Annotated in this window: 25 protein-coding genes; 4 read left to right on the top strand and 21 right to left on the bottom strand. The window is 50.5% G+C overall.

The annotated features are described in order from the left end of the window. Positions 1 to 88: 88 nt before the first annotated feature. The 8 genes from mobC to J1781_RS09155 form a co-directional block, all read right to left on the bottom strand. Complete coding sequence (gene mobC, locus J1781_RS09190) at positions 89 to 835, bottom strand: MobC family replication-relaxation protein (RefSeq protein ID WP_217218736.1); 747 nt, start codon at positions 833 to 835, stop codon at positions 89 to 91. Between the two features lie 10 nt (positions 836 to 845). After that, on the bottom strand, positions 846 to 2,720 hold the full coding sequence (locus J1781_RS09185) for a type IV secretory system conjugative DNA transfer family protein (RefSeq protein WP_217218734.1): 1,875 nt from the start codon (positions 2,718 to 2,720) through the stop codon (positions 846 to 848). A gap of 748 nt (positions 2,721 to 3,468) precedes the next feature. Beyond that, positions 3,469 to 3,774: a hypothetical protein gene (locus tag J1781_RS09180; RefSeq protein WP_116164652.1), complete on the bottom strand. Its 306-nt coding sequence runs from the start codon at positions 3,772 to 3,774 to the stop codon at positions 3,469 to 3,471. 18 nt (positions 3,775 to 3,792) lie between these two features. Beyond that, entirely contained in the window at positions 3,793 to 4,095 is a 303-nt protein-coding gene (locus J1781_RS09175; protein ID WP_209635824.1) for a TrbM/KikA/MpfK family conjugal transfer protein, read from the bottom strand. A gap of 49 nt (positions 4,096 to 4,144) precedes the next feature. Continuing rightward, on the bottom strand, positions 4,145 to 5,173 hold the full coding sequence (virB11, locus tag J1781_RS09170) for a P-type DNA transfer ATPase VirB11 (RefSeq protein WP_217147493.1): 1,029 nt from the start codon (positions 5,171 to 5,173) through the stop codon (positions 4,145 to 4,147). Beyond that, a complete protein-coding gene (virB10, locus tag J1781_RS09165; protein WP_217192260.1) occupies positions 5,163 to 6,467 on the bottom strand; it encodes a VirB10/TraB/TrbI family type IV secretion system protein in 1,305 nt (434 codons plus the stop codon). The genes virB11 and virB10 overlap by 11 nt, the downstream gene beginning before the upstream one ends. Continuing rightward, positions 6,464 to 7,351: a P-type conjugative transfer protein VirB9 gene (gene virB9, locus J1781_RS09160; RefSeq protein ID WP_217147100.1), complete on the bottom strand. Its 888-nt coding sequence runs from the start codon at positions 7,349 to 7,351 to the stop codon at positions 6,464 to 6,466. The genes virB10 and virB9 overlap by 4 nt, the downstream gene beginning before the upstream one ends. Further along, the gene (locus J1781_RS09155) at positions 7,351 to 8,034 is read right to left on the bottom strand and encodes a VirB8 family type IV secretion system protein (protein WP_209635815.1); all 684 of its coding nucleotides are present in this window, start codon (positions 8,032 to 8,034) and stop codon (positions 7,351 to 7,353) included. Before J1781_RS09155 ends, virB9 begins: the two co-directional genes overlap by 1 nt. Between J1781_RS09155 and J1781_RS09150 the strand changes: the two genes are divergently transcribed. After that, on the top strand, positions 8,033 to 8,227 hold the full coding sequence (locus tag J1781_RS09150) for a hypothetical protein (protein WP_217147101.1): 195 nt from the start codon (positions 8,033 to 8,035) through the stop codon (positions 8,225 to 8,227). The genes J1781_RS09155 and J1781_RS09150 overlap by 2 nt on opposite strands. Positions 8,228 to 8,256: 29 nt before the next feature. Here the strand turns inward: J1781_RS09150 and J1781_RS09145 are convergent, their stop codons facing one another. Beyond that, the gene (locus J1781_RS09145) at positions 8,257 to 9,288 is read right to left on the bottom strand and encodes a TrbL/VirB6 family protein (RefSeq protein ID WP_209635813.1); all 1,032 of its coding nucleotides are present in this window, start codon (positions 9,286 to 9,288) and stop codon (positions 8,257 to 8,259) included. Positions 9,289 to 9,508: 220 nt separating this feature from the next. Between J1781_RS09145 and J1781_RS09140 the strand changes: the two genes are divergently transcribed. Continuing rightward, a complete protein-coding gene (locus tag J1781_RS09140) occupies positions 9,509 to 10,504 on the top strand; it encodes a hypothetical protein (protein ID WP_217147102.1) in 996 nt (331 codons plus the stop codon). A gap of 13 nt (positions 10,505 to 10,517) precedes the next feature. Here the strand turns inward: J1781_RS09140 and J1781_RS09135 are convergent, their stop codons facing one another. The 11 genes from J1781_RS09135 to J1781_RS09085 form a co-directional block, all read right to left on the bottom strand. Then, positions 10,518 to 11,237: a TrbJ/VirB5 family protein gene (locus J1781_RS09135; protein WP_209635809.1), complete on the bottom strand. Its 720-nt coding sequence runs from the start codon at positions 11,235 to 11,237 to the stop codon at positions 10,518 to 10,520. A gap of 23 nt (positions 11,238 to 11,260) precedes the next feature. Next, positions 11,261 to 14,017: a VirB4 family type IV secretion/conjugal transfer ATPase gene (locus tag J1781_RS09130; protein WP_217147103.1), complete on the bottom strand. Its 2,757-nt coding sequence runs from the start codon at positions 14,015 to 14,017 to the stop codon at positions 11,261 to 11,263. Positions 14,018 to 14,028: 11 nt separating this feature from the next. Next, positions 14,029 to 14,307, bottom strand: coding sequence for a TrbC/VirB2 family protein (locus J1781_RS09125; protein WP_217147109.1), 279 nt, complete (start codon positions 14,305 to 14,307; stop codon positions 14,029 to 14,031). Beyond that, positions 14,307 to 14,954 (bottom strand): lytic transglycosylase domain-containing protein, encoded by a 648-nt coding sequence (locus tag J1781_RS09120; RefSeq protein ID WP_217147104.1) that lies wholly within the window; start codon positions 14,952 to 14,954, stop codon positions 14,307 to 14,309. Before J1781_RS09120 ends, J1781_RS09125 begins: the two co-directional genes overlap by 1 nt. Positions 14,955 to 15,031: 77 nt before the next feature. Further along, positions 15,032 to 15,250 carry a hypothetical protein gene (locus tag J1781_RS09115; RefSeq protein ID WP_102118974.1) on the bottom strand — a complete coding sequence of 73 codons (219 nt, stop codon included), beginning with the start codon at positions 15,248 to 15,250 and terminating at the stop codon, positions 15,032 to 15,034. A 398-nt stretch (positions 15,251 to 15,648) separates the two neighbouring features. Then, complete coding sequence (locus tag J1781_RS09110; protein ID WP_009635174.1) at positions 15,649 to 15,858, bottom strand: TraR/DksA family transcriptional regulator; 210 nt, start codon at positions 15,856 to 15,858, stop codon at positions 15,649 to 15,651. Next, entirely contained in the window at positions 15,848 to 16,435 is a 588-nt protein-coding gene (locus J1781_RS09105; RefSeq protein WP_217138381.1) for a DUF2857 domain-containing protein, read from the bottom strand. Before J1781_RS09105 ends, J1781_RS09110 begins: the two co-directional genes overlap by 11 nt. Positions 16,436 to 16,449: 14 nt before the next feature. Then, positions 16,450 to 16,644 (bottom strand): AlpA family transcriptional regulator, encoded by a 195-nt coding sequence (locus J1781_RS09100; protein WP_009635172.1) that lies wholly within the window; start codon positions 16,642 to 16,644, stop codon positions 16,450 to 16,452. A 138-nt stretch (positions 16,645 to 16,782) separates the two neighbouring features. Further along, positions 16,783 to 17,709: a hypothetical protein gene (locus J1781_RS09095; RefSeq protein WP_217192258.1), complete on the bottom strand. Its 927-nt coding sequence runs from the start codon at positions 17,707 to 17,709 to the stop codon at positions 16,783 to 16,785. Between the two features lie 219 nt (positions 17,710 to 17,928). Continuing rightward, positions 17,929 to 19,122 carry an MFS transporter gene (locus J1781_RS09090; RefSeq protein ID WP_217233459.1) on the bottom strand — a complete coding sequence of 398 codons (1,194 nt, stop codon included), beginning with the start codon at positions 19,120 to 19,122 and terminating at the stop codon, positions 17,929 to 17,931. A gap of 3 nt (positions 19,123 to 19,125) precedes the next feature. Then, positions 19,126 to 19,830, bottom strand: coding sequence for a type 1 glutamine amidotransferase domain-containing protein (locus J1781_RS09085; RefSeq protein ID WP_217138379.1), 705 nt, complete (start codon positions 19,828 to 19,830; stop codon positions 19,126 to 19,128). A 142-nt stretch (positions 19,831 to 19,972) separates the two neighbouring features. Between J1781_RS09085 and J1781_RS09080 the strand changes: the two genes are divergently transcribed. Continuing rightward, complete coding sequence (locus tag J1781_RS09080; protein WP_048284455.1) at positions 19,973 to 20,890, top strand: LysR family transcriptional regulator; 918 nt, start codon at positions 19,973 to 19,975, stop codon at positions 20,888 to 20,890. Positions 20,891 to 21,316: 426 nt separating this feature from the next. Then, positions 21,317 to 22,219: a LysR family transcriptional regulator gene (locus tag J1781_RS09075; RefSeq protein ID WP_217192140.1), complete on the top strand. Its 903-nt coding sequence runs from the start codon at positions 21,317 to 21,319 to the stop codon at positions 22,217 to 22,219. A 38-nt stretch (positions 22,220 to 22,257) separates the two neighbouring features. On the opposite strand, the gene J1781_RS09070 is transcribed toward J1781_RS09075, so the two are convergent. Continuing rightward, complete coding sequence (locus J1781_RS09070; RefSeq protein ID WP_217138377.1) at positions 22,258 to 23,139, bottom strand: polysaccharide deacetylase family protein; 882 nt, start codon at positions 23,137 to 23,139, stop codon at positions 22,258 to 22,260. Between the last annotated feature and the right edge of the window lie 23 nt (positions 23,140 to 23,162).

Below are 23,162 nucleotides of genomic sequence, written 5' to 3'. Positions count from 1 at the left end.
TGATGTTGGGAGAGTAATTCGAAAGGGCATGATTTCCGGTCTTTGCGCTGCGGGTTGGTGGGTTGGGGCAGTAAGTGATAGAGAAGAACTATATGCTGTGGTCTACATCGAGCCGTTGCAGCTCGTCGAGCGTGTAGATGCGGAAGACATTCCGGTGGCGGGTTTCCAGCGGGATGTGCTGATGGTTAACGATGACGTGCCGGATGCTGTCAAACAGCCGTTCAAGACCGCGCTTTTTCTGCGGGTCCGGCACGATATAAAAAACGTAGATCCAGTCTTTACGGGTCCGCGCCAGCAAATGGCTGGCGATGATCGACTGGTAACGGGCTCTGGTTTTCAAACGGCGCTCGGTCTCAATGGCAATCACGGTGCCGCCGGGCAGGGTGATCAGCCCGTCCGGGCGGTGACTGACCTGATACCGGCTAAGGAAGGTCGAGCGGTCACCGTTTATCCATCCGGATGCGCCTTTTTGCTCAAGGATGATGCGGGCTGCCTGATTATCAAGGTGATGCTCCAGCGTCCAGCCGGTAATTTTTGAAGGCTCAAACCGCGCCGGGAAAAGCGTATCGTCGGGGGTTAATACAACTGCCAGTCCGTCACTGGTAATGCCCCACAATGAAATCTTCATCGTGCGCGATACCAGGACATGCTTATGTATTAACCCCATGCCCTCGACTTTTGAAAGCAGGGAATACAGCGATTTATGATCCCTGAAGCCGAAAAGCAGCATCAGCGTTTTAAAGTCACTGTACGTTTCTTCCTTCAGGAAATTCAGTAGTCGTTGTATTTTTTCGCGGTGTCGCGTCTGGCGTTCGCTGTATGCGGTGATGAGCATCATTTCCCCTTTAAAAATCCAGCCATGACGGGTTTTCTTCTTTGTTGGTATTCGGTGTTGTCGTATTTTTTTCGCCCATCTCATCAAAAAAAAGATCGGGCCGCGTTGTGGTGATCTCCGGCATTGATACGGATACGGAGGATGTTTCCTCCTCGCTAAAATCCAGGGCGATGTTTACTGTTGCTGCGGTGGCGGCAATCGCGGGCGACACGGCACAGATCTCCAGTTCGCGTTTTTTCACCCTGATGGGCGAAATCAGCGAAGCAGCCGGGAGTGTTTTTGTCGTGAAGATGAAGCTGACAAAATCGGGTAGGTTCAGGATCATATTGCTGTCGGTAAAGAAACGCTCGGCCTGCCTGATGGTGCGTTCACTGTCGATAGTCTCTGTCAGCACGGCATCGGTTTTCGCTTTGCGGACCTCATCATCGACTAATATAGTGCCTGACATTCTGGCTACCCATTCAGCGGTATCCGGGTCCATGACCCGATAAACCAGTTTGAATTTAGCGTTCTCAACAACCGCGCCGACAACGGCGTCACCTTTCAAATCTGCCGGGCAGTCTCTTAAATCGGCAATCGACTGATGGTCCATAATAATATGCACGCCTTTATCCCGCGCCGCGCCTAAACCTTCCAGCGCTGGCCTGGATAAATGATATTTCAGTTCGGAAAGATAAATAGCAATGGGGCGCGGCACGTCTTTCACTCGCTCGCGCCTTTCTGCCAGCTGGTACAGGCGAACCAGCAGCATGCGCTGAGCGGTAATGATTTTGCTGTTGCGCATTGAGCCAATCACGTAGCAGCAACCGCCTTTCTCAAATATTTTATTAAGCGAAAATCCGGTGGGGGCATTGATGGCATTGAGTAAGGCCAGCTCTTCAATTTTCCCGAAAAAGGCTTTTATCTTATCTGCAATACCCTGAACGTAGTCGCCGTTATAAACATCCCGAATGGTTGAGGCAGTATTACGAGTGACAAATTGTGCGGCTATCCGGGACGCTTTTCGGTCGTCAATGCGATAAAAGTCTGACTCCTGACCTTTCTCTGCCAGGCTGAACCCGGCAACAAAAAGCTCTTCCAGTTCATCGGCGGTGATCTCTTCAATCAGGTTTAACTGGTATTGGGGTTTACGCAGGTCAATCAGGGCAAAAGGTTTGCCTGCATCCTCGCAGGCTTTCCGGTAAAGGTGGGGTGCCCATTCATCATCCTTGGGGTCCATCACAAATACGCCTTCACCGGCCAGAATGCTTTGATATAGTAATATCCCGGTGGCAACGCCCTTACCGGCGCCGGTGGTCCCGATAATATCCGCGTGTTGTTTTTGCCAGTCCTTTAACGGCAGGTACATCGGCTGAATATTGCGGTTCATGCCGATAAATAACCCTTTGCTCAGGTCGATATAATCCAGTGGGTCATAATGCAGTGTTTCCGGCAGCAGGGATTTCACCGTACGGACATCAGTGCGTAATTCCCGTTCAAGCGTGGTTTTTCTGACAAGGCGTTTCTTTATTTTATCCAGTTCGGGGGTTAATACCCTTCGCAGCAGAATATGCAAAATAAAACCCGTTACGGTAAAAGTAATCAGAACCGGCCATGCCAGAACGGGAATGCTGGCGACTACCCGGCCACGATAAAGCCACTGGAAAATCCAGATAACAACCGGGGCCATCGTACCGGAAAGAAAACACACCATGGAAAAAGCCATAATCAGCTTTTGCCACAACGGGGCTTTTTGCCGTTCATCGCTTTTCATGGACGCGAAAAACGGCATCGTCAGCCCCGATAACAGCGCCAGCATCAGCTGATGCTGTTGCATAAAAGCCATGAAGCTCAGTGCGCCATTCACTATCGGTGACAGTGAAACGGCCAGCTTATTCAAAATCACGATGCCTCCTTCGTCAGCAGTTCGCCCCATGACATCGCCCCATCAATTCGCCCCACGGTGTCGGGCGAAAAGGCGGGGCGAACGTCAGGGACGAAGAAGGTGGCCGCGTTGCGGCCATGTGCAGGGAAGCATGCTTCCCTGCACGACACGGCGTGCGCCAGTTCATGCGGGCTGGACGCCCTTATGATATGTCACATGGGGGTAATGTCGTGGCTGGACGCCGCGCCAAAACCCCCAACGTCAACGGCGGCACACCGTCGCCCGCTACGCGCGACCACCCCCTTTAAGACGGTCGCTTTCGCCTTTTTCTTCCCTTTGCTCGTTCCTCGCAGCGGGAATAAAAGGGAAGCTGACCTTTAAAGAGGGTGGTCGCGCCACGCTACCGGCTTTTGGCCGGAGACTTAGCCGCGACGGTGTGCGGGGCTATGCCCCCCAAATAAATCGCTGTCGTGGGCGACAGCTTTTCGCTCGCTGGGGCGGCGAAATTTATTCGGCTCCCCCCGGCCTGCAAAATCCGCGTGGGCGCGGCTGTTTGCCGGTGAGGCGCGGTGCCTGAACTATTTTCGCTCCTTAACCCGCGAAAATAGTTCTGTCCGCTGCCTCATTTTTACGGCCTGCATTTCTTCACTCCTTAATTCGTGAAAAATGTGCTGGGCCGTAAAAACCGGAAAACCACCACGCCTTAAGCCTGATTCGGCTGAAATATTTTGGCGCTATAGGGGACCTGCGAATAAAATTAATACAGGGATTAATAGTGGCTCTCGCGGATTTCCCTGATGATGTCAGAATAACACTGACGACTTTCTTTAATGCTGGTTTCATCCAGCGTAAAACCTCGCCGGTTGGCTTCCTCTGTCAGCGTTATTCTGTCGGTGGCGTTCAGCGTTTGCAGCAACTGCAATAACCTGCAGACAACCCGGTAGTGATAAATTTCATAATAAAGGCCGCATCCGTGCATCGCCTCATTTTCAATGTGCTCAATAACACAGGCTGCGCGCATGGAATCCCCACGCTGATGTGTCCAGGGATGCTGAATAAAACCCGGTTTGGTCATAAAGATAACCTCCGCTAATTAACCACGCATGCGGCCAAATTTACTGATTATCTGGTTGATAATTGCCGGGGCTGCCGAGTCACACTCAAGTAAAAATGATTTTCTCGCATCGGCAGTATGGTCTGGCAGAAAACCGTGCTTGTTCTTTTTGACGATATTAAAGAATGCACGTTCGGCCGAATGGCATTCATTGCCGCCGCCGTTCCCGGTGGCTTTACCGTACATACATAACACCACTTCACAGGCGTCAGCGGCCATGACGGAGGTGGAATATGACGCCATAATGCAGAGCAATAATGCGGAGGATATTGATTTTTTCATTTCGGTCACCTTCATATTCAAACGAGTGTTGCGTAATTCGATAAGTTATTTATTGAAGTCCTTTGCTGAATACACCTCTCATGCCATTAAGATGAAGGGGTTTAAAATAAACATCACTCATCCGGCGTATGTCACCGTGAATATCAATGCTGACTATCACATCAATGCTCTTAAGCACCTTGCGTAACAGCACGTCGAAAGGCATGTTCCGGCAGTCGGGGTTTTCATAGCAGCGGTCAATTAACCCTTCAATGCATTCTTCCGGGCTGCCCGCATGCAGGGAGGTCATTAATCCCTCATGTCCGGAACCAACGATTTTCAGCGCATCCCAGGCTTCCCGACCGCGAATTTCTGCCAGTAATATCCGGTCAGGGTTCATACGATAATTGGCGCGTATCAGTCTGCCGGGCGTGACAATGGCATTATCCCCGGCATCCGCCGGATAAAAGAGATGGACATAATTGGTGTGGTGATAGAAGCGGATTTCGGGACTATCCTCGATGGTGGTCAGCCTGAGGTGCCGGGGAATATGGTGCAGCAGCGATTTCATATAGGTGGTTTTACCGGATCCGGTTTCACCGACGATAAAAATCGTCTTGCCGTATTCCACCGCTTTTTCCATAAAGCGGGAAATTTCCCCACCTTGAAAATAGCGGGTCAGTTCAACATCTTTGCCTTCCGTTCGCTCCTTACCGCTTACCCGGTTATAAAATCCCGCATCAATCCATGACTGATGCGTTTTCTGCCCGAATGAGGGTTTGCGCAGCGTAATAGACACGGTATTACGCTCACAGGCCGGGGGAATGATGGCCTGAATGCGCTCGCCTGATTCAAGCGTGGCGGAAAGGATCGGCGAGGTGTTGTCGATATTATCGTCCTGCCACGACGCCAGTGCTCTGGCAAAGGCGTAACACTGACGCAGCGTAACCGGGGAATCATGTTTTTGCCATTTCCCCCGGATTTTGGTATGGAGTTCACCCGGCCGGTTAACGGCAATTTCCGTCAGGCCGTCCTGCGCAATAAACTCACCAAACAGCTGGTTTTTCATAAAATCCAGCGACAGGTTTTCAGCGTTCATACCACCTCTTTTTCAGTCGCAGCTGCCAGACGGATGAGAAATCAATGTCGGTGCCGGTCATGATCCCGATGACATCACCCTGATTCAGGTACAGGGTGGGCGGGATATTGATGCTGTTGTCCAGCGTCGTTTTCGCCATTTCCGCCGTGGCTGCGCGGGTGTTTTCGGTGTAGTCGGTATTGCGGTCTTTCCCCGGGGCAGCATCCGACGCCGCCGCTGCCACGTCCTGCACGGTACTGAGCATCAGGGCATTGCCGAAGCGCTCCCAGAAATGGTTGTCGATCCAACCTGAGATCCCCGCTTCGCCGAGCGGGCCGCTGGCCTGCGTATCAGTTAGCGGGATTTGCAGGCTGCCGGGCTCAGGCGTGCGCAGCTCCGTCCACAGCACAAACATCCGGCTGCGTCCGTGTTGCAGCGCCCCGGTGCGGTAGATGCCACGGGCGACCGTTCCCGCCGGGATCAGCGTCACATGGTTGCTGGCGCTGTAAACATCTTCACTGACCAGGCAGGAAATATGCCCCCCGGCATCGGACACGAAGCGCCACATCATCGAACACGGGATATAGCGGTCCACCGGGATATAGAGATCAGGATCGAGACCCAACCGTCTGACGCCGGTGACTCGGGCGACGCCCGGATTGCCGTTGTTACCCGTTTCCGGCACGGCAGTATCCGTGCAGCGAAGGCTGCCATCCTTTCCTCGGGTCAGTACTGACGGGCAGGATGTGTACGTCGTGGATGATGACCCACTGTCGGATGTTTCTGCGTGGCTGCGCGTTTCACCCGGGGACGTGCGTGCATTATCACCCGGCATTGTTCGGGCGTTGTTCAGCCCGTCAGCCAGCGCGGCTGCCTTGTTCAGGGCGGGTGGGGCCGGTGGCAGGGTGGGTGCGGGAGTGACGGTCTGGCTGGCAGGGGCAGTGGCTTTCTGTCTTTCCGGCCCGAACAGGCCAAACGGGTTACTGTCCATGCCCAGATTTTTACGCTCCTGCTGCGCAGCCCCGGCAGAGTGTGGCGGCGCGGTGTCGGCTTCTTTCTCATTACCCCCTTTCAATGCACTGAAAATCCGATCGCCGCCGGATGCCAGGGCGATCACCAGCGCCAGACTCAGCAGGCTGACGATCAGCGTACGGCGACCGGATGCCTTACGAAAACGGCTCACTTCCGGCTGGCCGGGTGGTGTTTTCTGCTCCGGCTCCTGATACGCCATTGTCGCACGGGCGCGTTCGCGGGCTTCCGCTTCCCGCTCTGCGGTGGTTTTTTCCGGTTCATCCGGGACAGGTTTATCGGTCATTTCGCCTCCAGCGTAACGGACGGTGAAACAGTGTCGCTGCGGGTTATCGGGATGCGCCCGAATCCGTCGTTTTCGATCCCCACCACCGAGGTGCCGTAACGCAACACCAGTTGTGGCGCTGCCGGCACCACCATCACGGTGTAATTACCCTGCTTAACTGTCCGGGGCGTGAGCGCCTGCTCCCGTCCGTTAACCACCCGGAAAACGGAAGGCAGGGTTCTGATGGGGGAAAAACCGATATATGCAAAACGACCATCGTCCCAGGCAAAATCCGGCGCGATGGAGGTCGAACCGGCGGCGACCCGTTTGGTGTAGCGCCAGTTGCGTGGCATGCTGGCCTCTCCGAATGCCGCTGCTATTTGCTGCTTCTCCTGTCTTTCACGCTGCTGCGTCTGACGCGCGGCGCTGGCGGCGGCGGATTGCTGGCGAACCTCGGCCGGATAGTGGTAACGGATAACGAACGCCTGCGCGGGGGAATCGTGGTCCAGCACGTTCAGCTCCAGGCTGTAATCACGCTTTGAGGTCACCACGAAGAGGTTGGTCTTCCAGTCCTTTGCCGTGGGCAAAAATACCTGGCTGACGTTGTTGCCGCTGGCGTCCGTCACCGGCTGGGTGATGGGGTTCGGGCTGACGCCCACCCGGTTATCACTTTTCGTTACCGTCCAGCCTTTTGGAAAGCCCGCTTGCGCATCAATCACAGCTTCATCGTCGTCAAACAGCAGCGTGGTGACATAGCCAGGGCGGGTATTCACCACGGTGGCGTTCTGGCTGTTATACGATACGTTCTGCATCCGGCTGTCATAGGCGCTGCCGCGCGGGGTGGCGGCGCTCCATGTCGCGCATGACGCCAGTAAGCCCGTCAGGAGCAGGATGTTTTTCAGCATTATTCGCTCCTCAGTTCTTTATCGCGCTGGTAGCTGGTGACGATAAAGCCCAGCGGATTCACTTCCCGCTGACTGTCCGTCAGTTGCTGATGCGGTACATAGCGGTAAGTGAGGCGGATATTCCAGAAGTCCGTTTTCACTGAATTATCAGAAATACGGCGAAGGGTACGCTTGATACGCAGGGTTGCCAGGTTATCCTGCCCGGTGGCAGGCGCGTGCACATTGGAAATAATGTCGATATAGACAACATATTCGGCTTTATTAAAAACAACGTCCGGTGCCTGGTCGCCGTTAAACCCGTCAAGATAAGCCCGGTTCACGCTGTCGCTGTTAAATAATTGTACGTCGTCATAATCACGCTGGAGGGAGAAATAGTTATACCCTTCGCGGAGTCTGACATAGTGTGCCGCCAGTGAATGGGCCAGCGCTTTTTCAGACGCAATATCCCGCTCTTTAATGCGGGTCATATACTCATAACGGCCGGTCTGTTTATCCACCGACCACAATTCAATGTCAGTGGTTTTCAGCGGCAGCAGAATAATAATGGCCGTAATTGCCAGTGCAGCCAGAATCAGCCCGGCAGCGGCCACCCGCCAGGCGGTTTTGCGGGAACGCTCTTCCTTTTCCAGCAGGATGGATTCAAAAGAGCGCGAGACATTAATGATACGCTGAATATCAGACATGGTGAGTCAGCTCCTGAATTATGGCGGGGGAATTAACCGGCTGGGGATCGCCGGACACCGGCGGGAGGTCGCCCTGATGCTGCGCGCAGCCCGTAAGCGCGCACAGCATCAGAAGCAAGATGGTGAATTTCATGGAAGCCTCTTATCGGATAAATGCAGGAAGGCCGCACCGCTGGCAGAGGCCACGGCGTGACGGAGAAAAGAAATTAGCGGTCGGGAGGATTAAAGGTGACGCTGCTGATTCTGGCGCTTCATGCTTTCGATGGCGGTGGCACGTTTCTGCCAGGCGTTCACGGCTTTGCCCGCACCTGCGCCAATGAACCTGCCGGTTGTCGCGGCTGCTGCCATGCCACCTTTGGCGGTCAGTCGGCCCCCGGCCTTTATGCCGGGTCTGGCGACGTCGGCAGATTTGCTCACCAGCCCGCTAAGTCCGCTCATGGTTGCACCCTGTAACACGGCCTGTACGGCGGCACCGCTCAGCGCAGTGGCTATTTTCGCTGAAAAATACACCACGACGCCCGCGGCAATTCCGGCCAGCAAACATTGCGCCGCCAGGGTCACCATATTGCTTTCAGCAGACGTTGCTGTGGCGGTATCCAGTATTTTATTCAGGTAGTTGATGGCGATCCGGACAGACAGGGCAGAGAACATGATCGTTAAGATTGCGGTAAATATTGTTTTCAGCCAGTTATCAAACATGGGTTTAAGAAAACCGTACAGCAGGCAGAAAATAAAGAGTGGGGCGGTGGTGGTCATTAACAGAATGGTGATTTCGGCGAGCAGGTTGACAAAGGTTGCAGCCAGTAACAGAACGATTGCACCGGCCCAGACCAGCACCTCGGCAAAACCGCCATTCACTTTAACGTAGGTGGAGGTATCGAGATTAAACAGCGTTTGCCCCAGCGCTTGTGCCTTTTCCCACACCGTGTCGAGCAGCGCCCAGACATTATCATCGCCACTGATGCCGTCCTTAAGCCCTTCAATGGCCACAATGATGGCATCCAGCCAGCCCTCGCGGTTTAAAACAAAAGTGGTGATCAGCAACATGCGCCCCACATCCCAGACAACATCTTCAACCGGTGTCTGGAGTTTGCCGCCAAGCGTCTGATACCCCCGATACGTAATAAATAGGGTGAAGGAACTGACGATAATCACACTGATCAGGGTGCCGTAGGTAGAGGACTGACCTTCTAACACGGCATTGAGTCCATCCATGATGTTTTTGTCCATACCAACAAAAATACCACCGGACATGGTGCCTCACTTCAGAAAAGAACAGATGGGGAATAAAAGATTAGTGATAGTCTCCTTTGCAAGGGGCGCCCAGACGTATTGCTCTGATCAGAGTTCTAGCAATCCATTAGAAAAACAGTAACAGTCCTACAAAATGCCAGACGTCTGCATTGGATTTGGCAGTGCGATCATTAAAATTGAGATTGGTACTATTCTCAGAACAGCGATAAGGCACTGAACCTTGAAAAACAAAATTGATCAGTTCAGAGATGGCGCTAAGGTCATCGAAATTTTAGATGTGGACGACCAGACGCCTTTACGTTTCATGTTTGGGACACCGGAAGGTCTTTATGTTGTAAAGGATAAAAGTATTTTCCTGATGCAAAAGGCCGATCACATCGATCCTGAGCGAACCAATATCAATGTGAGCGATGTTTATCAGAAGGTGTTTTCCTACGGTTTTGATAATCCGATTGTCGGGAAAATACTCGTTTCCGGCGAAAGGTTGTTTAGTTCCGGATTTATGAGAGATGTCATTTCGCAAGAAACAGCGATGGGACTCATCCTCAAAGGGACAGGCATCCTCTGTGAGATTCACGACCTGACCGAGAAGGTTTTCGAACAGATTTCAGAAGTCGCAGATGCGGGTGGGCCAAGCGGAAATAAAGGACAAAAGTTGCCTCATACGTCCAATCTGCATACAAACATTGACATTTATATAAGGCTAGCCGACAACCTACGACAGGTGTTGACCGATTTTCTTGTGTCAATTTATAAGCCGACGGAAGGAAAGAGGCTGCTGGAAAATCTGAGAACTACCATTCACCAAAAACACGGTGATATCCACGGATTCTGTGTGTTCTTCGACAAACTGATCTCAGTGATGTGCTTTATACGAGAGCTACGCAATGCCTGGGAGCATCCGAAAGCCGGTCAGAAAGTTGCCTGGAAAGACTTCACGATGAAACCCGATGGCAGGATTTATTCGCCGACAATCGAACTCATTAGCGATAAATATCCACAAGATGAGATGGATCTTGGTACATTTATGAAGCAATGCACCGCGATACTCATCGAGCAGTTGGAGGCCCTGATTGGCAACGCATGTGCTGCCAACTGTTCCTTCGGTGGCTTTAAATGTGGTGTGATGGAGTTACCTAAGGCGTGCCGTCCACACCCTGAAGCACGCTTGACCTGTGCAGTATTTCTCAATGGACAATGGCAACCAATCGGGTAGTTCTTTAACCTCCCTATAAAGAGTTCAGATCAGCAACGGGCGCAGTTAATTGCTGTTGCTGAAAGGCTTTCTGTTTTTGCTGTTCCAGCAGCGTTGCGCGCTGTTCAGTTTGTTTGACTGACATCTCCCACTGGCTGGTCAGCGCATTCAATTGTACGCTTTTGGCCGCGATGGCGTTAGCCAGGTCTTGTGACTCTTTCGAATCCTGCGCATTAGCAATACGGTCCGATAAATCTGATATATCGTCGAGCGTGCCCGTGATCTTGTTTTCAACCTCGGACGTATTTTCTATTGCTACAGCCTGATTCAGGATCATCTGTTTGCAACTGTCCAGATAGCGTTGTGAAGCGCTGGACGGGTTACAGGTATCGAACGTTTTATATTTGTTATACAAGCTATTAAGTTCAGACGAATATGACCCGCTTTGGTTGCTCAGCAGGTCATCCAGTGAAATACCGTTTTGACGAAGATTATCGATATCGGTTTTCAGACTTTTGGCCTCGCGGAGAAATGCCTGAACGTCCCGCACGCCCGTTGCTGTGGCTAATTGCTGCTTGTAGGCATCGAGTTCACTTCTATAGTGGGTGACGGTTTCCTGCCACTGCTGGAGTTTCTGGATCCACTGATTCATGGATTCGGTATTCTGTACGGCGTCGAATACCGGTATTCCGGCGCTCATCGCCTGGGTGGAAATACACAACGATAATGCCAGTATGATATCTCTGAACCGCATTTTCATTACCTCCGTCATGAATATTACAGGGCTTTTTTAAGGAAGGCGGCTTTCCAGTCATCAGGCTGCATTCCTTCCTGATACAGGGTGTCGAACAGTTTCAGGTTGTCTTCGCTCCCGCTCAGCATTTTGGTAAGTTTCCCGAGGCCCGATAAATCCATTTTCGCCATCGCCACAAACGGCCGGGTTTCACCTGCGCGTAACGGAGTTTTCAGAACCACCATAGAGCGCTCACCCGGATCGAGGTTTCTGACGATGTCGTACACGCTTTCAGGCACTTTCATCTTTTCCACGTAATCCGCCCGGCTGGCCTTCGGGTTGGCGAGAAAAATCTGCGTGCTGCACTGCTCAATAATCGCCGGAGCAATAGGGTGTTTGACGATTTCGTCAGGTGACTGGGTGGCGGGGACGAAGATGCCGTTCAGCTTGCGGATCACTTTCAGCATATTGAGCGAGAAGCGGGAAAATTCGACATCGGCCAGCCATTTCCAGAATTCGTCCATGAACATCACCAGCCGGCGACCATCCAGCAGGCCGGTGACGCGGTAAAGCAGATAAAACGTGATGGGGCCGCGAATATCTTCATCATCGAGAAATTCCGTACCGTCGATACCCACGTTATCAATGTTGCCGATGTTGCCGATGTTGAAGGTGTCCTCCTCATTGTCGAATACCCAGCCGAACTCGCCCCCCTGCGCCCATTGTTTAAGGCGGATGCGCAGCCCGTTGATGCGGGCGTCGGTGGTTGGCGGCTCCGGCAGGACTTCCAGCAATCGGGTGATACCGAACTTGCGGTATTCGGGCGGGTAGTCGAGCATAATGGTATCTACGGCGGCACTGATCCGTTCCTCATCGCGCGGATCGAGCGGCTTGCCGTTGCGGCGGCACAGCATGCGCACCAGTCGTTTGATAAAGCTGATATTCCGCCGGGTTGGGGCAAGCGAAAACGGGTTAAACCCGGTGGGCGTGCCGGTACGGATACGGAAGTAGCGTCCACCCATCTGGCGTATTGCCATCTCCGCCGCCCGGTCCTTGTCGAAATACACCGTTGTGAACCGCTGGATTGTGGCTGAGGCGGAGAACGTCGCCGGATTGCGGTACTTCTGCATCAGTTGCTGCATCATGGTCATCAGCATTGTTTTCCCAGAGCCGGTTTTCCCGATAATCGCTGTATTACCCGGCGTTTTTTCGTTGAAGTCATCCCGCCCACTCTGGCTGTCGTGCAGGTTCAGGTAATACCCGCCACCACCCGGTGATTTGAGGATGGCGATGGCGTCACCCCAGGGATTACCGCTCCGCTTGTGGGAATGAAAGTTGTGCAGGCTCGCCAGGTCGGCAAAGTTCTGGCTGCTGACGGCCACCAACCGCGGGCGTAGCGTATACACCCCCGGCAGTTGCGCCAGGTACGCAGCGGGCAGCGACAGCGTGGACAGCGTCGTCATGATGCCGAGGTCGGCGAAAGGCTGCGCCAGCGCGTTGGTATCCTTCACCACCTGCTCGGGGCTGTCTGAAGATACCAGCAGGGAGAAGTGGTATTTCCCGCAGGACACATGCCCGGACTGGAGCAGGTCACGCAGGACAATCAGCTCTTCCCGCTGTGAAATGGCGTCGTCGTCCGCCGAATTCAGGCGCTTTTCCGCCAGGCGAATATGCTTCTGCGCCTCATCGCGGGCCATGCAGGTGAAGGACTGCGTAAGCACATACTCGCTTTCGGCATACAGCAGCGCGTCCAGCAGGCCGGTCGCGGTTTCAGGCGAGTAATCTTTGATTTCCAGACTGCGAAAAAAACGGGAGCTGCTGACCGTCTGGCACTCGGCGGTGTCGGTGGTAAAAAAGACATCCGGCGTGCTTAATGTTTCATAAAACGGCGCACGCGTGACCGCCACCTTTTGCCACTGGCCGGTGAGCAGACGGTGATAAAAGGACAACTGGGCGGAATACACCCGCCCGTTGTCTTCATACATCCCCAGCGGCGTCGCCGTATAGCGGGACAGCGCGGAAGCCAGTGCCTCCCGGTATTCCAGCATCACTTTCAGAGCATCATCCAGCGCCGCTTTGCGTTTACCGGACGGCTGCGCCTTCATGGCCTTTTTCTCCAGCGGAGAGAAGGGCGCGTAGCAGAGGGTGAAAAACAGCCGGTGCCGCCAGAACGGTTTTTCGCTGATCGGCTGGTAATAAAGCCGGGTCACTTCATCAGAAAAGGGAATGCCTGAATTCGCGTCAAAGGCATCGTGGTATTTCTCCCGGATACGGTGAAGATAGAACGTGACCGGCAGGCCTTCATATGCGCGAATCACGTTATTGAGATGCGTCGCCATTAACGTCAGGTGATGTTCGTCCTCGCATTCAAAAACGGTGCCCTCCAGCTCCCAGCTGGCAACCAAATCACCCTGGCGGTTTCTGATGACGTGCGGGTGAATATGGGAGGAATACGGAATGTATTTATCCAGCGTAACGCGCTCGTTTAACTTCATTTTTTCAATAAACTCCGAGACGTCGACGGCGTCATAGCGGTTTGTCAGCAGGGCATTAGCACCAAAATGTTTATTGGTGCCAAACCGGCCACGGGTTTTAAAGGCCAGCCAGAGCAGCCCGAAATAGTGAATATCGGTTCTGGCCTTTGCCTTCATCTCCAGCCAGGCAGGGATAAGCAGTAATATCAGGTAATAGCTGACATAGACCGCCAGCAGGACGATGGCCCCGCTGACCATCACGAACGGCACGAGGGGAATGCCGGCTATGGCGGCAGGTCGCGTCAGCGCTTTGTTCAGCGTAGCCATCGTTGCCTCCCTTATGACGCCCAGTAGGCACCGAAACCTGACGCACCGACAATAAGGATGGCGCCAATGATGATGTTACGCATGTCATGCAGGCTCTTGCCGTCAAACAAGACTTTGTATCCCACCCACATGGTGGCCAGCGTGATGGTGACGGCGGCCAGCCCGAGCAGACCGGTAGAGGTGTTGCTCAGCGTCTCATTGGCTTTATTAAATCCGCTGTCTGCTGCCAGCACCGGGCTTGCCATTAACAAGGAAGAGAGGACGGGCCAGTCAGTCTGTTTTCGTTTCATCATTGTTCCTCCTGGGGGCTGGGAATGGGTAACGCGCCGCGTATCACGGCATTGGGGTAGCGCAGGGATGTCAGAACTGACGTAGCGTTATCGGTAAGCTCACCACGCAAGACGGCGGCGGGGTAATGGATTTCCGGCACGAGCTTTTCGGCGGTAGGCCGCTGCCGGTCTTCCCGCGTTGACGGTACGGCGTAGCCGATGCGCTGGATGTAGCTGGTCTGGTTAAACGCGGATTCCGCTTGCTGACCGGTCATGAAATTTCCCGAGTAGTAGCAACTGAGCGCACGCTTGAGGGAACCGCCGCGGCGGTAGCAGTCGGTGAGGATGTGCTCAAAGACGGACAGGTTGGTACAGGGGTCAAGAAGGTCGCGGGCGCTCACGCCGTAATGACGGAAATTGGTGCTGGTGATTTGCATCAGCCCGACCGAATAACGTCGGCCCTGTGCCGCCAGCCGTCCGGTGAGACTGAGGGCCTCATCCTTGCTTGTGGGGAAATGTGAAGTCACGCCTTTGCCACCGGGCAGGATTTCAGCGATGGCATACGGATTCAAACCGGATTCGACCCGTGCCACATCGAGTGCCGTAGACGGGTGAACGCTGGCGGCGCACTGCATGGACGCCGCCAGAAACACGGAGGTGGAAAGCATGGTGGCCTCGGAACGGTAAACCGGGCAACGCGTACCGCCATCTGACGGGACAGGGCCGGGAAAAGGGGGAAGGGCGGTTAAACGGGAGTATCCTGTGTCGCATCGCCGTCATCCCTGGGCTCAAGGAGCACCAGCTTTCCGGAAACGGCAATGCCGGGTGTCAGTACCACGTTCAGGCCGGGTTTACCGTGATGGGCAAAAGCCACGCCGACTTTAGTCCACCAGGTGTTTTTTTCACCCAGTGGGTCGGGCTGACTTTCCTGAGTGACAAATACGTGGTAAATGGGTTTTCGCATGGAATATCCTTTAATTAAAATAACAGTGCATGAAATAAATAGGTCACATCCCAATTCTGCATTCCGGTTTTAACGGGTCAGCGAGAACATTCAGCGGCACCCTGAATTGTGGTTATGTGACAGCCCGAACCTTATTTTTAAAGAACAATACCCGTTCCAAGAGAATTAATGTCAATACGGGTAACTATTATGTAATGACGTTTTCATGATCAGATATCCGGGGCGGTATATAAACGATAAATTCAAAGTTAAAATGAGAGAGATAAATTAGTGGTGGAATGGGATAAGCTTTGAGGTAAATAAAAGGAAGTGAAATAGTTAATAAAGACGACTGTGGATTTATAGTTAATGATAGAGACATGCAGGGGAAATATTCCTGCATGTCTCTGTGACCATTATTAACGTCTTCGGCGTTCAAGTTTTTCCTGACATTCCGTGCAGGTAGTTATGCCCGGCAGCGCCTGCCGTCGCTTTTCAGGAATGGGCTTACCGCATACACGACAATGGAATAATGATGGCGTAGACCCTGGCTTAAAACGACTCTGTTCAATCATATCCTCCAGTCGTTGCTCATTAAATTCCTGATCGCGGTCAATCTCATCTGGCATGGGCGGCCCTCCGGTCTAACGCCTCCCGTTCGCAAAGTGCGATACGCTTCCAGACGATGGTCAGTGACAACCCTTCGACTTTCGGCAGCAGGGTTTGTGTTACCTGCATCATGGCGGCCAGCGCATCGGTCGATTCCAGGTTGGCCACCCGGCATTGTTGCCATTGTAGCCAGATAGCCGCATCCGTATCTTCGTCCGGCTCTGGCGTCCGGCCATAAGGCACACGGACGCCCAGTAACCGGCGGCGAAGGCACACTTCGTTGGAGGTGAGGCCAAAATACTTGTTGAGTAGCGCAATTGACCCGCCGAGCCGGATGGCATGATTGATACGCTGTTGCTGCAGGACCTCCTTACGGGATTTTGCCAGAAGCAGGTGTAATACGTCGTGATGAACCGTCACAGCCAAAAACTGCGCAGACTCCCGACTGATGATAAACAGCTCGTCTAGTGATAATTGGTTGAGGGCATTCATTTCGTCGAAAGTGAATCCTAGCGATTCACAGTGACGAATGTTGCCATCCTTCAATGCATGCAGGGCATCGGTTAATACGGCGTAATTAAGTGATGGGATAATCATGGTATTTTCTCCCTTCAGCCTATTGAGCGGCGGACTAATTTAATATTGATCCATTCGTCAATTTCCGATTCGAGCCAGGCGACACTGGCCGGGCCAATCTTGATTGAGCGGGGGAAGGTGCCGTCTTTCATATACAGATAGATTTGAGAGCGCTTCAGGCCCGTTTTTTCTTCAACCTGTTTCAGACGTAATAACTGATGAGATGTCACGGTATTCTCCTGTGGCAGATATAGCGCTAGCCGGGAGATAACACGACAACACAAAGTCGTGGTGTGGAGAAAGGTGATGAGCCCGTATTACGGAAAATACAATCCTTAATACGGGTTTTCATAGCGAAGGGCATCATCTTACTTTTGTGTTGGCAGGGAAGGGGGCGAGCCGCGCTCAAGCGCAGCCTTGAGCGTGTCGCCACTGAATCGATCGGTAATGCCTTCCTCTGATGCCCATTGTTCAAAAATGGACAATAGTTTATACGGTTGCATGATTAGCGGACTGATAGTTTCATTATTTTTGCAGGCAAGCCAGAAGAGGCGTGATAGAGGGGTGGATATCCGAGTTGGAGAGGGTGGAAGTATTTCTTTTTCGATCGGTTTGTTGATCAACTTATCAAGTTCACTTTTTCTGAGGACAAAGCAGGCATCACTCGGTAATTCATGCATAGGAAAATAACATTTATTAAAATCTTTTTTTAGGTCGTTTAGTGCTATTTTTTCGTAACCATCCGATGAAATATCTTTAGGTAGCCTTTTTACGTGTCGTTCGATTCTTTCATGCCATGTCATCTTTTCGAAAACTTGAAACGCTTCCCCCAATAAAGAAACGGTAATGCCATAATTATTCGACCTTGCTCCAGTTACAGGTGGTGGAATCTTTAATGATTGTGCAAGTAAACGCTGTATAAGGACATATTCATAGCCGAGCAATGTTGTGTCGATGACTCTCTGTACAGGGTGGATATATCTTCCTTCAGTACTGAAAGTTAAATTGTTTTCGCTGACAAAGGAACTTTCGGCAAGCATGAATGATTTCATCGTTGACGAACTTTTTATTGGTCTTAGCTTTAATTTATGATTTCGTGATTTAATTTTCCTCAATATTACTGGGGATTGAAAATATATTGAAAGACGAATTTTACCTTGTAGCGCGAATCGATAAAAATCACTTTTTTTTATTTTACACCCATTCAATCCGTTGAAGAGTCTAACAGCCTCCCTGATAGTTATCCAATCTGGAATTCCATCTCTAATGTTTGGGTAAGTGGGCTTTTCTGACATAGTACATCTCCTTTCACACAATGATATTGCTGATGAATGTCGCTGTGTTTTTGAAAGGTGTTTAAAATTACGATTGATACTAAACAGGCCAGAATAATAGAGGCTGAATTTGTAAAATAAACACTACTTGTATCTGGTTGTGATATTTTTCAAAGAGGTAAAATAAAATGGCTCAGTGATTTGGTGTTCACTGAGCCATTTTAAATGCTATGTGTACTATCAGGAGTAATCGGAGGTGGTGCGTCTTTTATTCGAATTTATTTGTAATAACATCCACAAAATACCAACGATTACAACTCCGCCTCCAACCCAAGTAGGGCTTGTAAGACCAATAACATCCAGTGCTACACCCCCCAATAGCGACCCTAATGCAATTCCTCCGTTAAAACCGGCAATATTCAGTCCTGCTGCCACAGCTGGAGCTTCAGGTGCATGTATGTGAGATAGCCCTATCACTCTTGCTTGCATTGAGGGGACCGCTGCGTATGTCAATGCTCCAAGCAACCCAATAAACAGTGCCATTAACATTAAGGATGAGACAGAGAACCACATAGCAAAGAGGACGATCGCCAGACCAATAAGAATTGTCATCACGGCACGTTCTGCACCTTGCTTGTCAGTCAGGCGACCACCCCAGACATTCCCGATAGCGGCCATCACGCCGTAGACCAACATAAGCAAACTACTCATACGCTCGTCTACATGCGTTACCTGAAGTAGAATCGGGGAAATATACGTATACAGGGCAAAAGATCCTGCATAGGCCAAAACTGTAATTCCTGCTCCGGCAAGCAGTAGTGGGTTAAACATGGCTTTTAAACCGTCCATGGCATTTGCTTGCAAGGAGGGATCATTTTGATCCGTGGGCATCAGCATTGCCAATCCAATGAAACCGATCGCTCCACTTGCCGTTACTGCCATGAATATAGACTGCCAACTCAACAGACTACCGATGTAGGTACCAAGTGGTACGCCTAATGCCAACGCAATTGTAAGACCGCCAAAAACGACCGAAACAGCGGCGCCAGCACGATGTCGCCCAGCCAGTTGGGTTGCCACACTTGAAGCAACAGCAAGAAACACTCCGTGCCCTAAACCGGAAGCAAATCGTGCAATCAACATAGGCGTTAGGGACTCAGACGCACCGACGATACCATTGCCAACTGTAAACAGGCCCATAGCAACAAGTAATAATCTTTTACGAGGCCATCGTGTTGCCAACGCAGTTAATCCCGGAGCACCAATTACGGCACCGAGGGCGTAGGCTGTCACCGCTGTACCTACATGACTGACACTGACGTTTAGATCAGTTGATATCCTGGAAACTAAGCCGATCGTGACAAATTCAGTGAATCCCAAAGCAAAAGCGCAGAGTGCAAAGACATATATAACAAAAGGCATGCGTTCTTTCATAACTCAGGCTCTTCTATTTTCAATAGAAGCCAACAAAGGCAGCATTGCCTCAGCGACTCCTTTTGCGGAAGCGGGATTCTGTCCGGTCACTAATCTCTCGCTGACAATCACCTGTGGCTGAAAATTTGCGGCTGCAAGATGCTCAGCACCTCTTTGCTTCAGCGTGTCTTCAAGTAAGAATGGAACAATGTCGTACAACCCTACAGCACGTTCTTCATCGTTGGTAAAAGCTGACACCTTTTTGCCCGCAACCAGATATTCATTATCGGAAAGCCGAATATTCACCAATCCGGCGGGGCCATGACAAACCGCAGCGACAACGCCACCCTTTTCATAAATTCGTGATGAAACACCCGCCAACTCTATATTGTCAGGGAGATCCCACATCGTCGCATGCCCTCCTGCATAGTAGACGGCGTCATAGACGTCAGGATCAATCTGCGAGGGTTTTAATGTGGTTTTAGTTGCCTCGCGTAAGGAATCATTATTCCAAAAGGAGGCGTTAACCGGATCGCTGAGGTCTAAACCGTCAACATGTGTCTTGCCTCCCCTGGGACTCACGAAATCAATTTCATATCCTTCTTTTGTGAGTACATCGTAGGGGTGAGACACCTCAGAAAGATAGAAACCACTGGGTGCGGCATCTTTACTCTCGGCTTGACCTTTACGGTCATGGCTGGTCAATACAAACAGGATACGTTTAGGCATTTTAACTTCCTCTATATGGGGGGACTTAAAGCAAAATTCTTCTGACTGCATGCGACATAACAGACTTGTCATATTGAGTCTTATTGTGGAACAATCTATTTATCCTTTAAATAGACCTAAACGGACAAACACTTACCCCAAAATGAACAAAATAAACTTGAGAAATGACGACCTTGAAGTGTTTTTACACGTCGTCGACAGAAACAATTTCTCTGCCGCAGCACGAGACCTACAGATACTCCCCAAGATGGTGAGCAAGCAGATAGCCAGGCTGGAAACTGCACTTGGCACTACACTTTTTGAAAGAAACACCCGTAATCTACGTATTACAGACGAGGGCAGAGCTATAGCTGAGAGGGCTCGCGTAGCGTTGGCCGTTCTGGATGAGATGAAGGAACTTTCCCGAGGGGATAGTGAGGAGTTAAGCGGAAATATTCGTTTGACTGCGCCCGCACCGTTTGGCCGAAAATATGTTGCTCCTGCGATCGCTGCATTCTGCCAAGTACATCCGAGGGTGGGCTTTGATTTAAGGTTATCTGACCAAATCCAGGATCTTTACAGTGGTGATTTCGATCTGGCTATTCGTATGGGGGATCTGGCTGATTCTCGCCTTCTGGCCAGAAAAATAGCAAATAATAGACGTATTCTCATCGCATCGTCCGAATACCTGAAGAATCATCCACCCATTGAGCGACCAGAAGATCTTTTAAATCACAACTGCTTAGTATTCGCTTACCCGGGTTTTTTACACAATTCATGGACATTACGTAAAGACGGTCATGAAAGAAGCATCAGCGTTACTGGCAACCTTATCAGTGACAACGGAGACGTATTGCATGCCTGGAGTTTGGCGGGGCTTGGCATATCTCTTCGAGAAACTTGGGATATTCATGATGAATTGAGAGCTGGGAAACTTTGCCGAGTTCTGCCTGATTGGGAAGCAAACACATCTCAGATCAGTGTTGTCCGGGCGCGGCGAGAACCAATACCCCGTAGGCTAAGTGTATTTATTGATTTCATGACTGAAAAATGGAAACGGGCACCATGGGATGATGATTAATGTTCCGAGAGGTAGTCCGAACCGGTCTAAAAGAAGCTAACCGCTTCGCTGACCAACGGAATTTTTGATAACTCGATTTGAGTTGAGGTTGTCAACGTTAATAGATAAAAATACAATGATTATTTAGCCAATTTAAAGGTTTAGCGACTATCACTCCCCAGAGTATGTAATAGAAGACAACACGCCAATCCGAATCTCATGGCATGCTTGAAACCTTAATGCCAACCAGATATAACGCACTTAAAATATAGGTATATCAATGGGTTATCTTGATACATTCTATTCTTACCCTATAAAATCCTTTAATTGTTAAAATAAGTTAATATGTATAGAAGCATTAACGGAACATGTTTATAACATAATACTGTGCAGGCTTTCGATTTTATGTCGTAATCGGAGAGCTTCAGGCTCTTAAGGATGCGCAGTATGAGCTATCTGGTTCAGTTACGAAGTTTTGTTGAAGTATACAAAGCTGGTTCGATTTCAAAAGCGGCAATGCGGTTGGGCATAAGCCAGCCTGCAATGTCTGCCCACATTCATTCACTTGAGGCTTTTACCGGGTGTGTTCTCTTTACTCGTCGTTCACATGGTGTGGTGGCTACAGTGGATGGGGAGGAATTGGCGAGATTGGTGGCTTCAGATTTAGAAACGATTGAACTGAAGTTGTCGATGCTTAGATCACGTACAAGAAAGTCCTCGGGGACAGTATCTTTCATCGGGCCAGCAGAATTAATGTGGTCAAAATTACCGTACTTGGTGAAAATATTATTCAATGAAGGTATTAAATTTAAAGTTTTGACAGGAAATAGGAAGCGCATATACAGCTGTCTTCTGGACGGAAGTTGTCAACTAGGTTTCACAACTTCTATGCCGGATAAACAAAAATTTGGATATGCTGAAATTGGAATGGAAAAGTTAATAGTTGTGGTAGCGTCACTCATAGCAGACAACTTCAAAGAAAACGAGGACGTGATTGATACGCTGTCGAAGCTTCCTCTAATAGCTTATGATGAACAGTTACCCTTGATAAGGGAAGTTTTCCAGGATTCTTCGCGATTTTTTGCACTGCTTCGTCCGTCTATTACTGTACCGGATTTGCGAATTTTAGAAAGAATGATCCGAGAAAATATTGGTTGGACTGTGATGCCTGAGTATTTATGCGCCCAAAGCATAGCAAGAGGTCAGATCGTTGAAGTGAATGTCCATGAGAGACTCCCTATAAATTCAATCTATTTGGTATGGATTGATAGCTCATTACGTAACCCACTCGTTTCAGGAATCAGAGACAGAATTCTCGAACTATCAAAAAATAGCGGATTTATGGTTTGAGATACATAAAACAGGCAGCCTTATCGGCTGCCGTGTCATTATTTTTTCCGTGGAGAACGCTTGGCAAAGTCATCTGCAATGTCATTCAATTTTAGGAATTTCACCCCTGGATGACCAAGCATATGAGTTAAGAGGCGTTCGAGCATCATTAATACGTGCGGGCGTCCAGATACGTCCGGGTGAATCGTAAAAGTAAAGATCGCATATTCATGCTCACGGTAGACCCAATCGAATTGATCTCTCCACAACTGTTCGATGTCCCTGGGATTCATGAAACCTTGGCTGTTGGGTTTTGTTTTCATGAACATGAAAGGAGGAATATCGTCGATTGTCCAACTGGCGGGTAATTCAATAAGGTCCGTCTCTTCTCCGCGTACCAGCGGTTTCATCCATTCGGTCGGTGTCTTGGAATAATCTATCTTGGTCCAGGAATCACCTTTCCTGACATAATAAGGCTGATGATCATGATGCATTAGTGAATGGTCATATTTGATGCCATTTTCTAATAGAAGATCTGTGGTTACAGGAGAAAATTCCCACCATGGAGCGACATACCCAGTAGGTCTCTTCCCTGTTAATTTTGTGACCATGTCAATGCCTTTTAGAAGGACTTCTCTTTCTTGGTCAGGCGACATAGATATTGGGTTTTCATGACTGTAATTATGAACCCCTACCTCATGTCCAGCATTGACAACTGCTTCCATTTGCCGAGGAAAGGTTTCGATGGAATGACCAGGCATAAACCAGGTGGTGGGGATATTAAACTGGTCAAATAGATTCAGAAGACGTGGAGTACCTACTTCGCCAGCGAACATACCGCGAGATATATCGCTTGGAGAATCTTCTCCCCCATAAGAAGATAGCCAGCCTGCAACGGCATCTACACCCACTCCAAAACCACATAGTATTTCTTTCGCCATGAGTTATTACTCCTCATACAGAA

Source organism: Rahnella perminowiae (assembly GCF_019049695.1).
GTDB classification, from domain to species: Bacteria; Pseudomonadota; Gammaproteobacteria; order Enterobacterales; family Enterobacteriaceae; genus Rahnella; species Rahnella perminowiae.
This window is presented reverse-complemented; position numbering and strand designations above follow the sequence as displayed.

Bases quoted from the DNA above. Each gene is read 5' to 3' on its own strand.
- J1781_RS09130 (WP_217147103.1), bottom strand. From the start codon at position 14,017: ATGGCTACGCTGAACAAAGCGCTGACGCGACCTGCCGCCATAGCCGGC.
- virB9 (WP_217147100.1), bottom strand. From the start codon at position 7,351: ATGCTGAAAAACATCCTGCTCCTGACGGGCTTACTGGCGTCATGCGCG.
- J1781_RS09125 (WP_217147109.1), bottom strand. From the start codon at position 14,307: ATGAAACGAAAACAGACTGACTGGCCCGTCCTCTCTTCCTTGTTAATG.
- J1781_RS09135 (WP_209635809.1), bottom strand. From the start codon at position 11,237: ATGCGGTTCAGAGATATCATACTGGCATTATCGTTGTGTATTTCCACC.
- J1781_RS09090 (WP_217233459.1), bottom strand. From the start codon at position 19,122: ATGAAAGAACGCATGCCTTTTGTTATATATGTCTTTGCACTCTGCGCT.
- virB10 (WP_217192260.1), bottom strand. From the start codon at position 6,467: ATGACCGATAAACCTGTCCCGGATGAACCGGAAAAAACCACCGCAGAG.
- J1781_RS09180 (WP_116164652.1), bottom strand. From the start codon at position 3,774: ATGACCAAACCGGGTTTTATTCAGCATCCCTGGACACATCAGCGTGGG.
- J1781_RS09095 (WP_217192258.1), bottom strand. From the start codon at position 17,709: ATGTCAGAAAAGCCCACTTACCCAAACATTAGAGATGGAATTCCAGAT.
- J1781_RS09080 (WP_048284455.1), top strand. From the start codon at position 19,973: ATGAACAAAATAAACTTGAGAAATGACGACCTTGAAGTGTTTTTACAC.
- J1781_RS09150 (WP_217147101.1), top strand. From the start codon at position 8,033: ATGGTGAGTCAGCTCCTGAATTATGGCGGGGGAATTAACCGGCTGGGG.
- J1781_RS09175 (WP_209635824.1), bottom strand. From the start codon at position 4,095: ATGAAAAAATCAATATCCTCCGCATTATTGCTCTGCATTATGGCGTCA.
- J1781_RS09110 (WP_009635174.1), bottom strand. From the start codon at position 15,858: ATGCCAGATGAGATTGACCGCGATCAGGAATTTAATGAGCAACGACTG.
- J1781_RS09145 (WP_209635813.1), bottom strand. From the start codon at position 9,288: ATGTCCGGTGGTATTTTTGTTGGTATGGACAAAAACATCATGGATGGA.
- J1781_RS09120 (WP_217147104.1), bottom strand. From the start codon at position 14,954: ATGCTTTCCACCTCCGTGTTTCTGGCGGCGTCCATGCAGTGCGCCGCC.
- J1781_RS09085 (WP_217138379.1), bottom strand. From the start codon at position 19,830: ATGCCTAAACGTATCCTGTTTGTATTGACCAGCCATGACCGTAAAGGT.
- J1781_RS09155 (WP_209635815.1), bottom strand. From the start codon at position 8,034: ATGTCTGATATTCAGCGTATCATTAATGTCTCGCGCTCTTTTGAATCC.
- J1781_RS09070 (WP_217138377.1), bottom strand. From the start codon at position 23,139: ATGGCGAAAGAAATACTATGTGGTTTTGGAGTGGGTGTAGATGCCGTT.
- J1781_RS09105 (WP_217138381.1), bottom strand. From the start codon at position 16,435: ATGATTATCCCATCACTTAATTACGCCGTATTAACCGATGCCCTGCAT.
- J1781_RS09075 (WP_217192140.1), top strand. From the start codon at position 21,317: ATGAGCTATCTGGTTCAGTTACGAAGTTTTGTTGAAGTATACAAAGCT.
- virB11 (WP_217147493.1), bottom strand. From the start codon at position 5,173: ATGAACGCTGAAAACCTGTCGCTGGATTTTATGAAAAACCAGCTGTTT.
- J1781_RS09115 (WP_102118974.1), bottom strand. From the start codon at position 15,250: ATGCGAAAACCCATTTACCACGTATTTGTCACTCAGGAAAGTCAGCCC.
- mobC (WP_217218736.1), bottom strand. From the start codon at position 835: ATGCTCATCACCGCATACAGCGAACGCCAGACGCGACACCGCGAAAAA.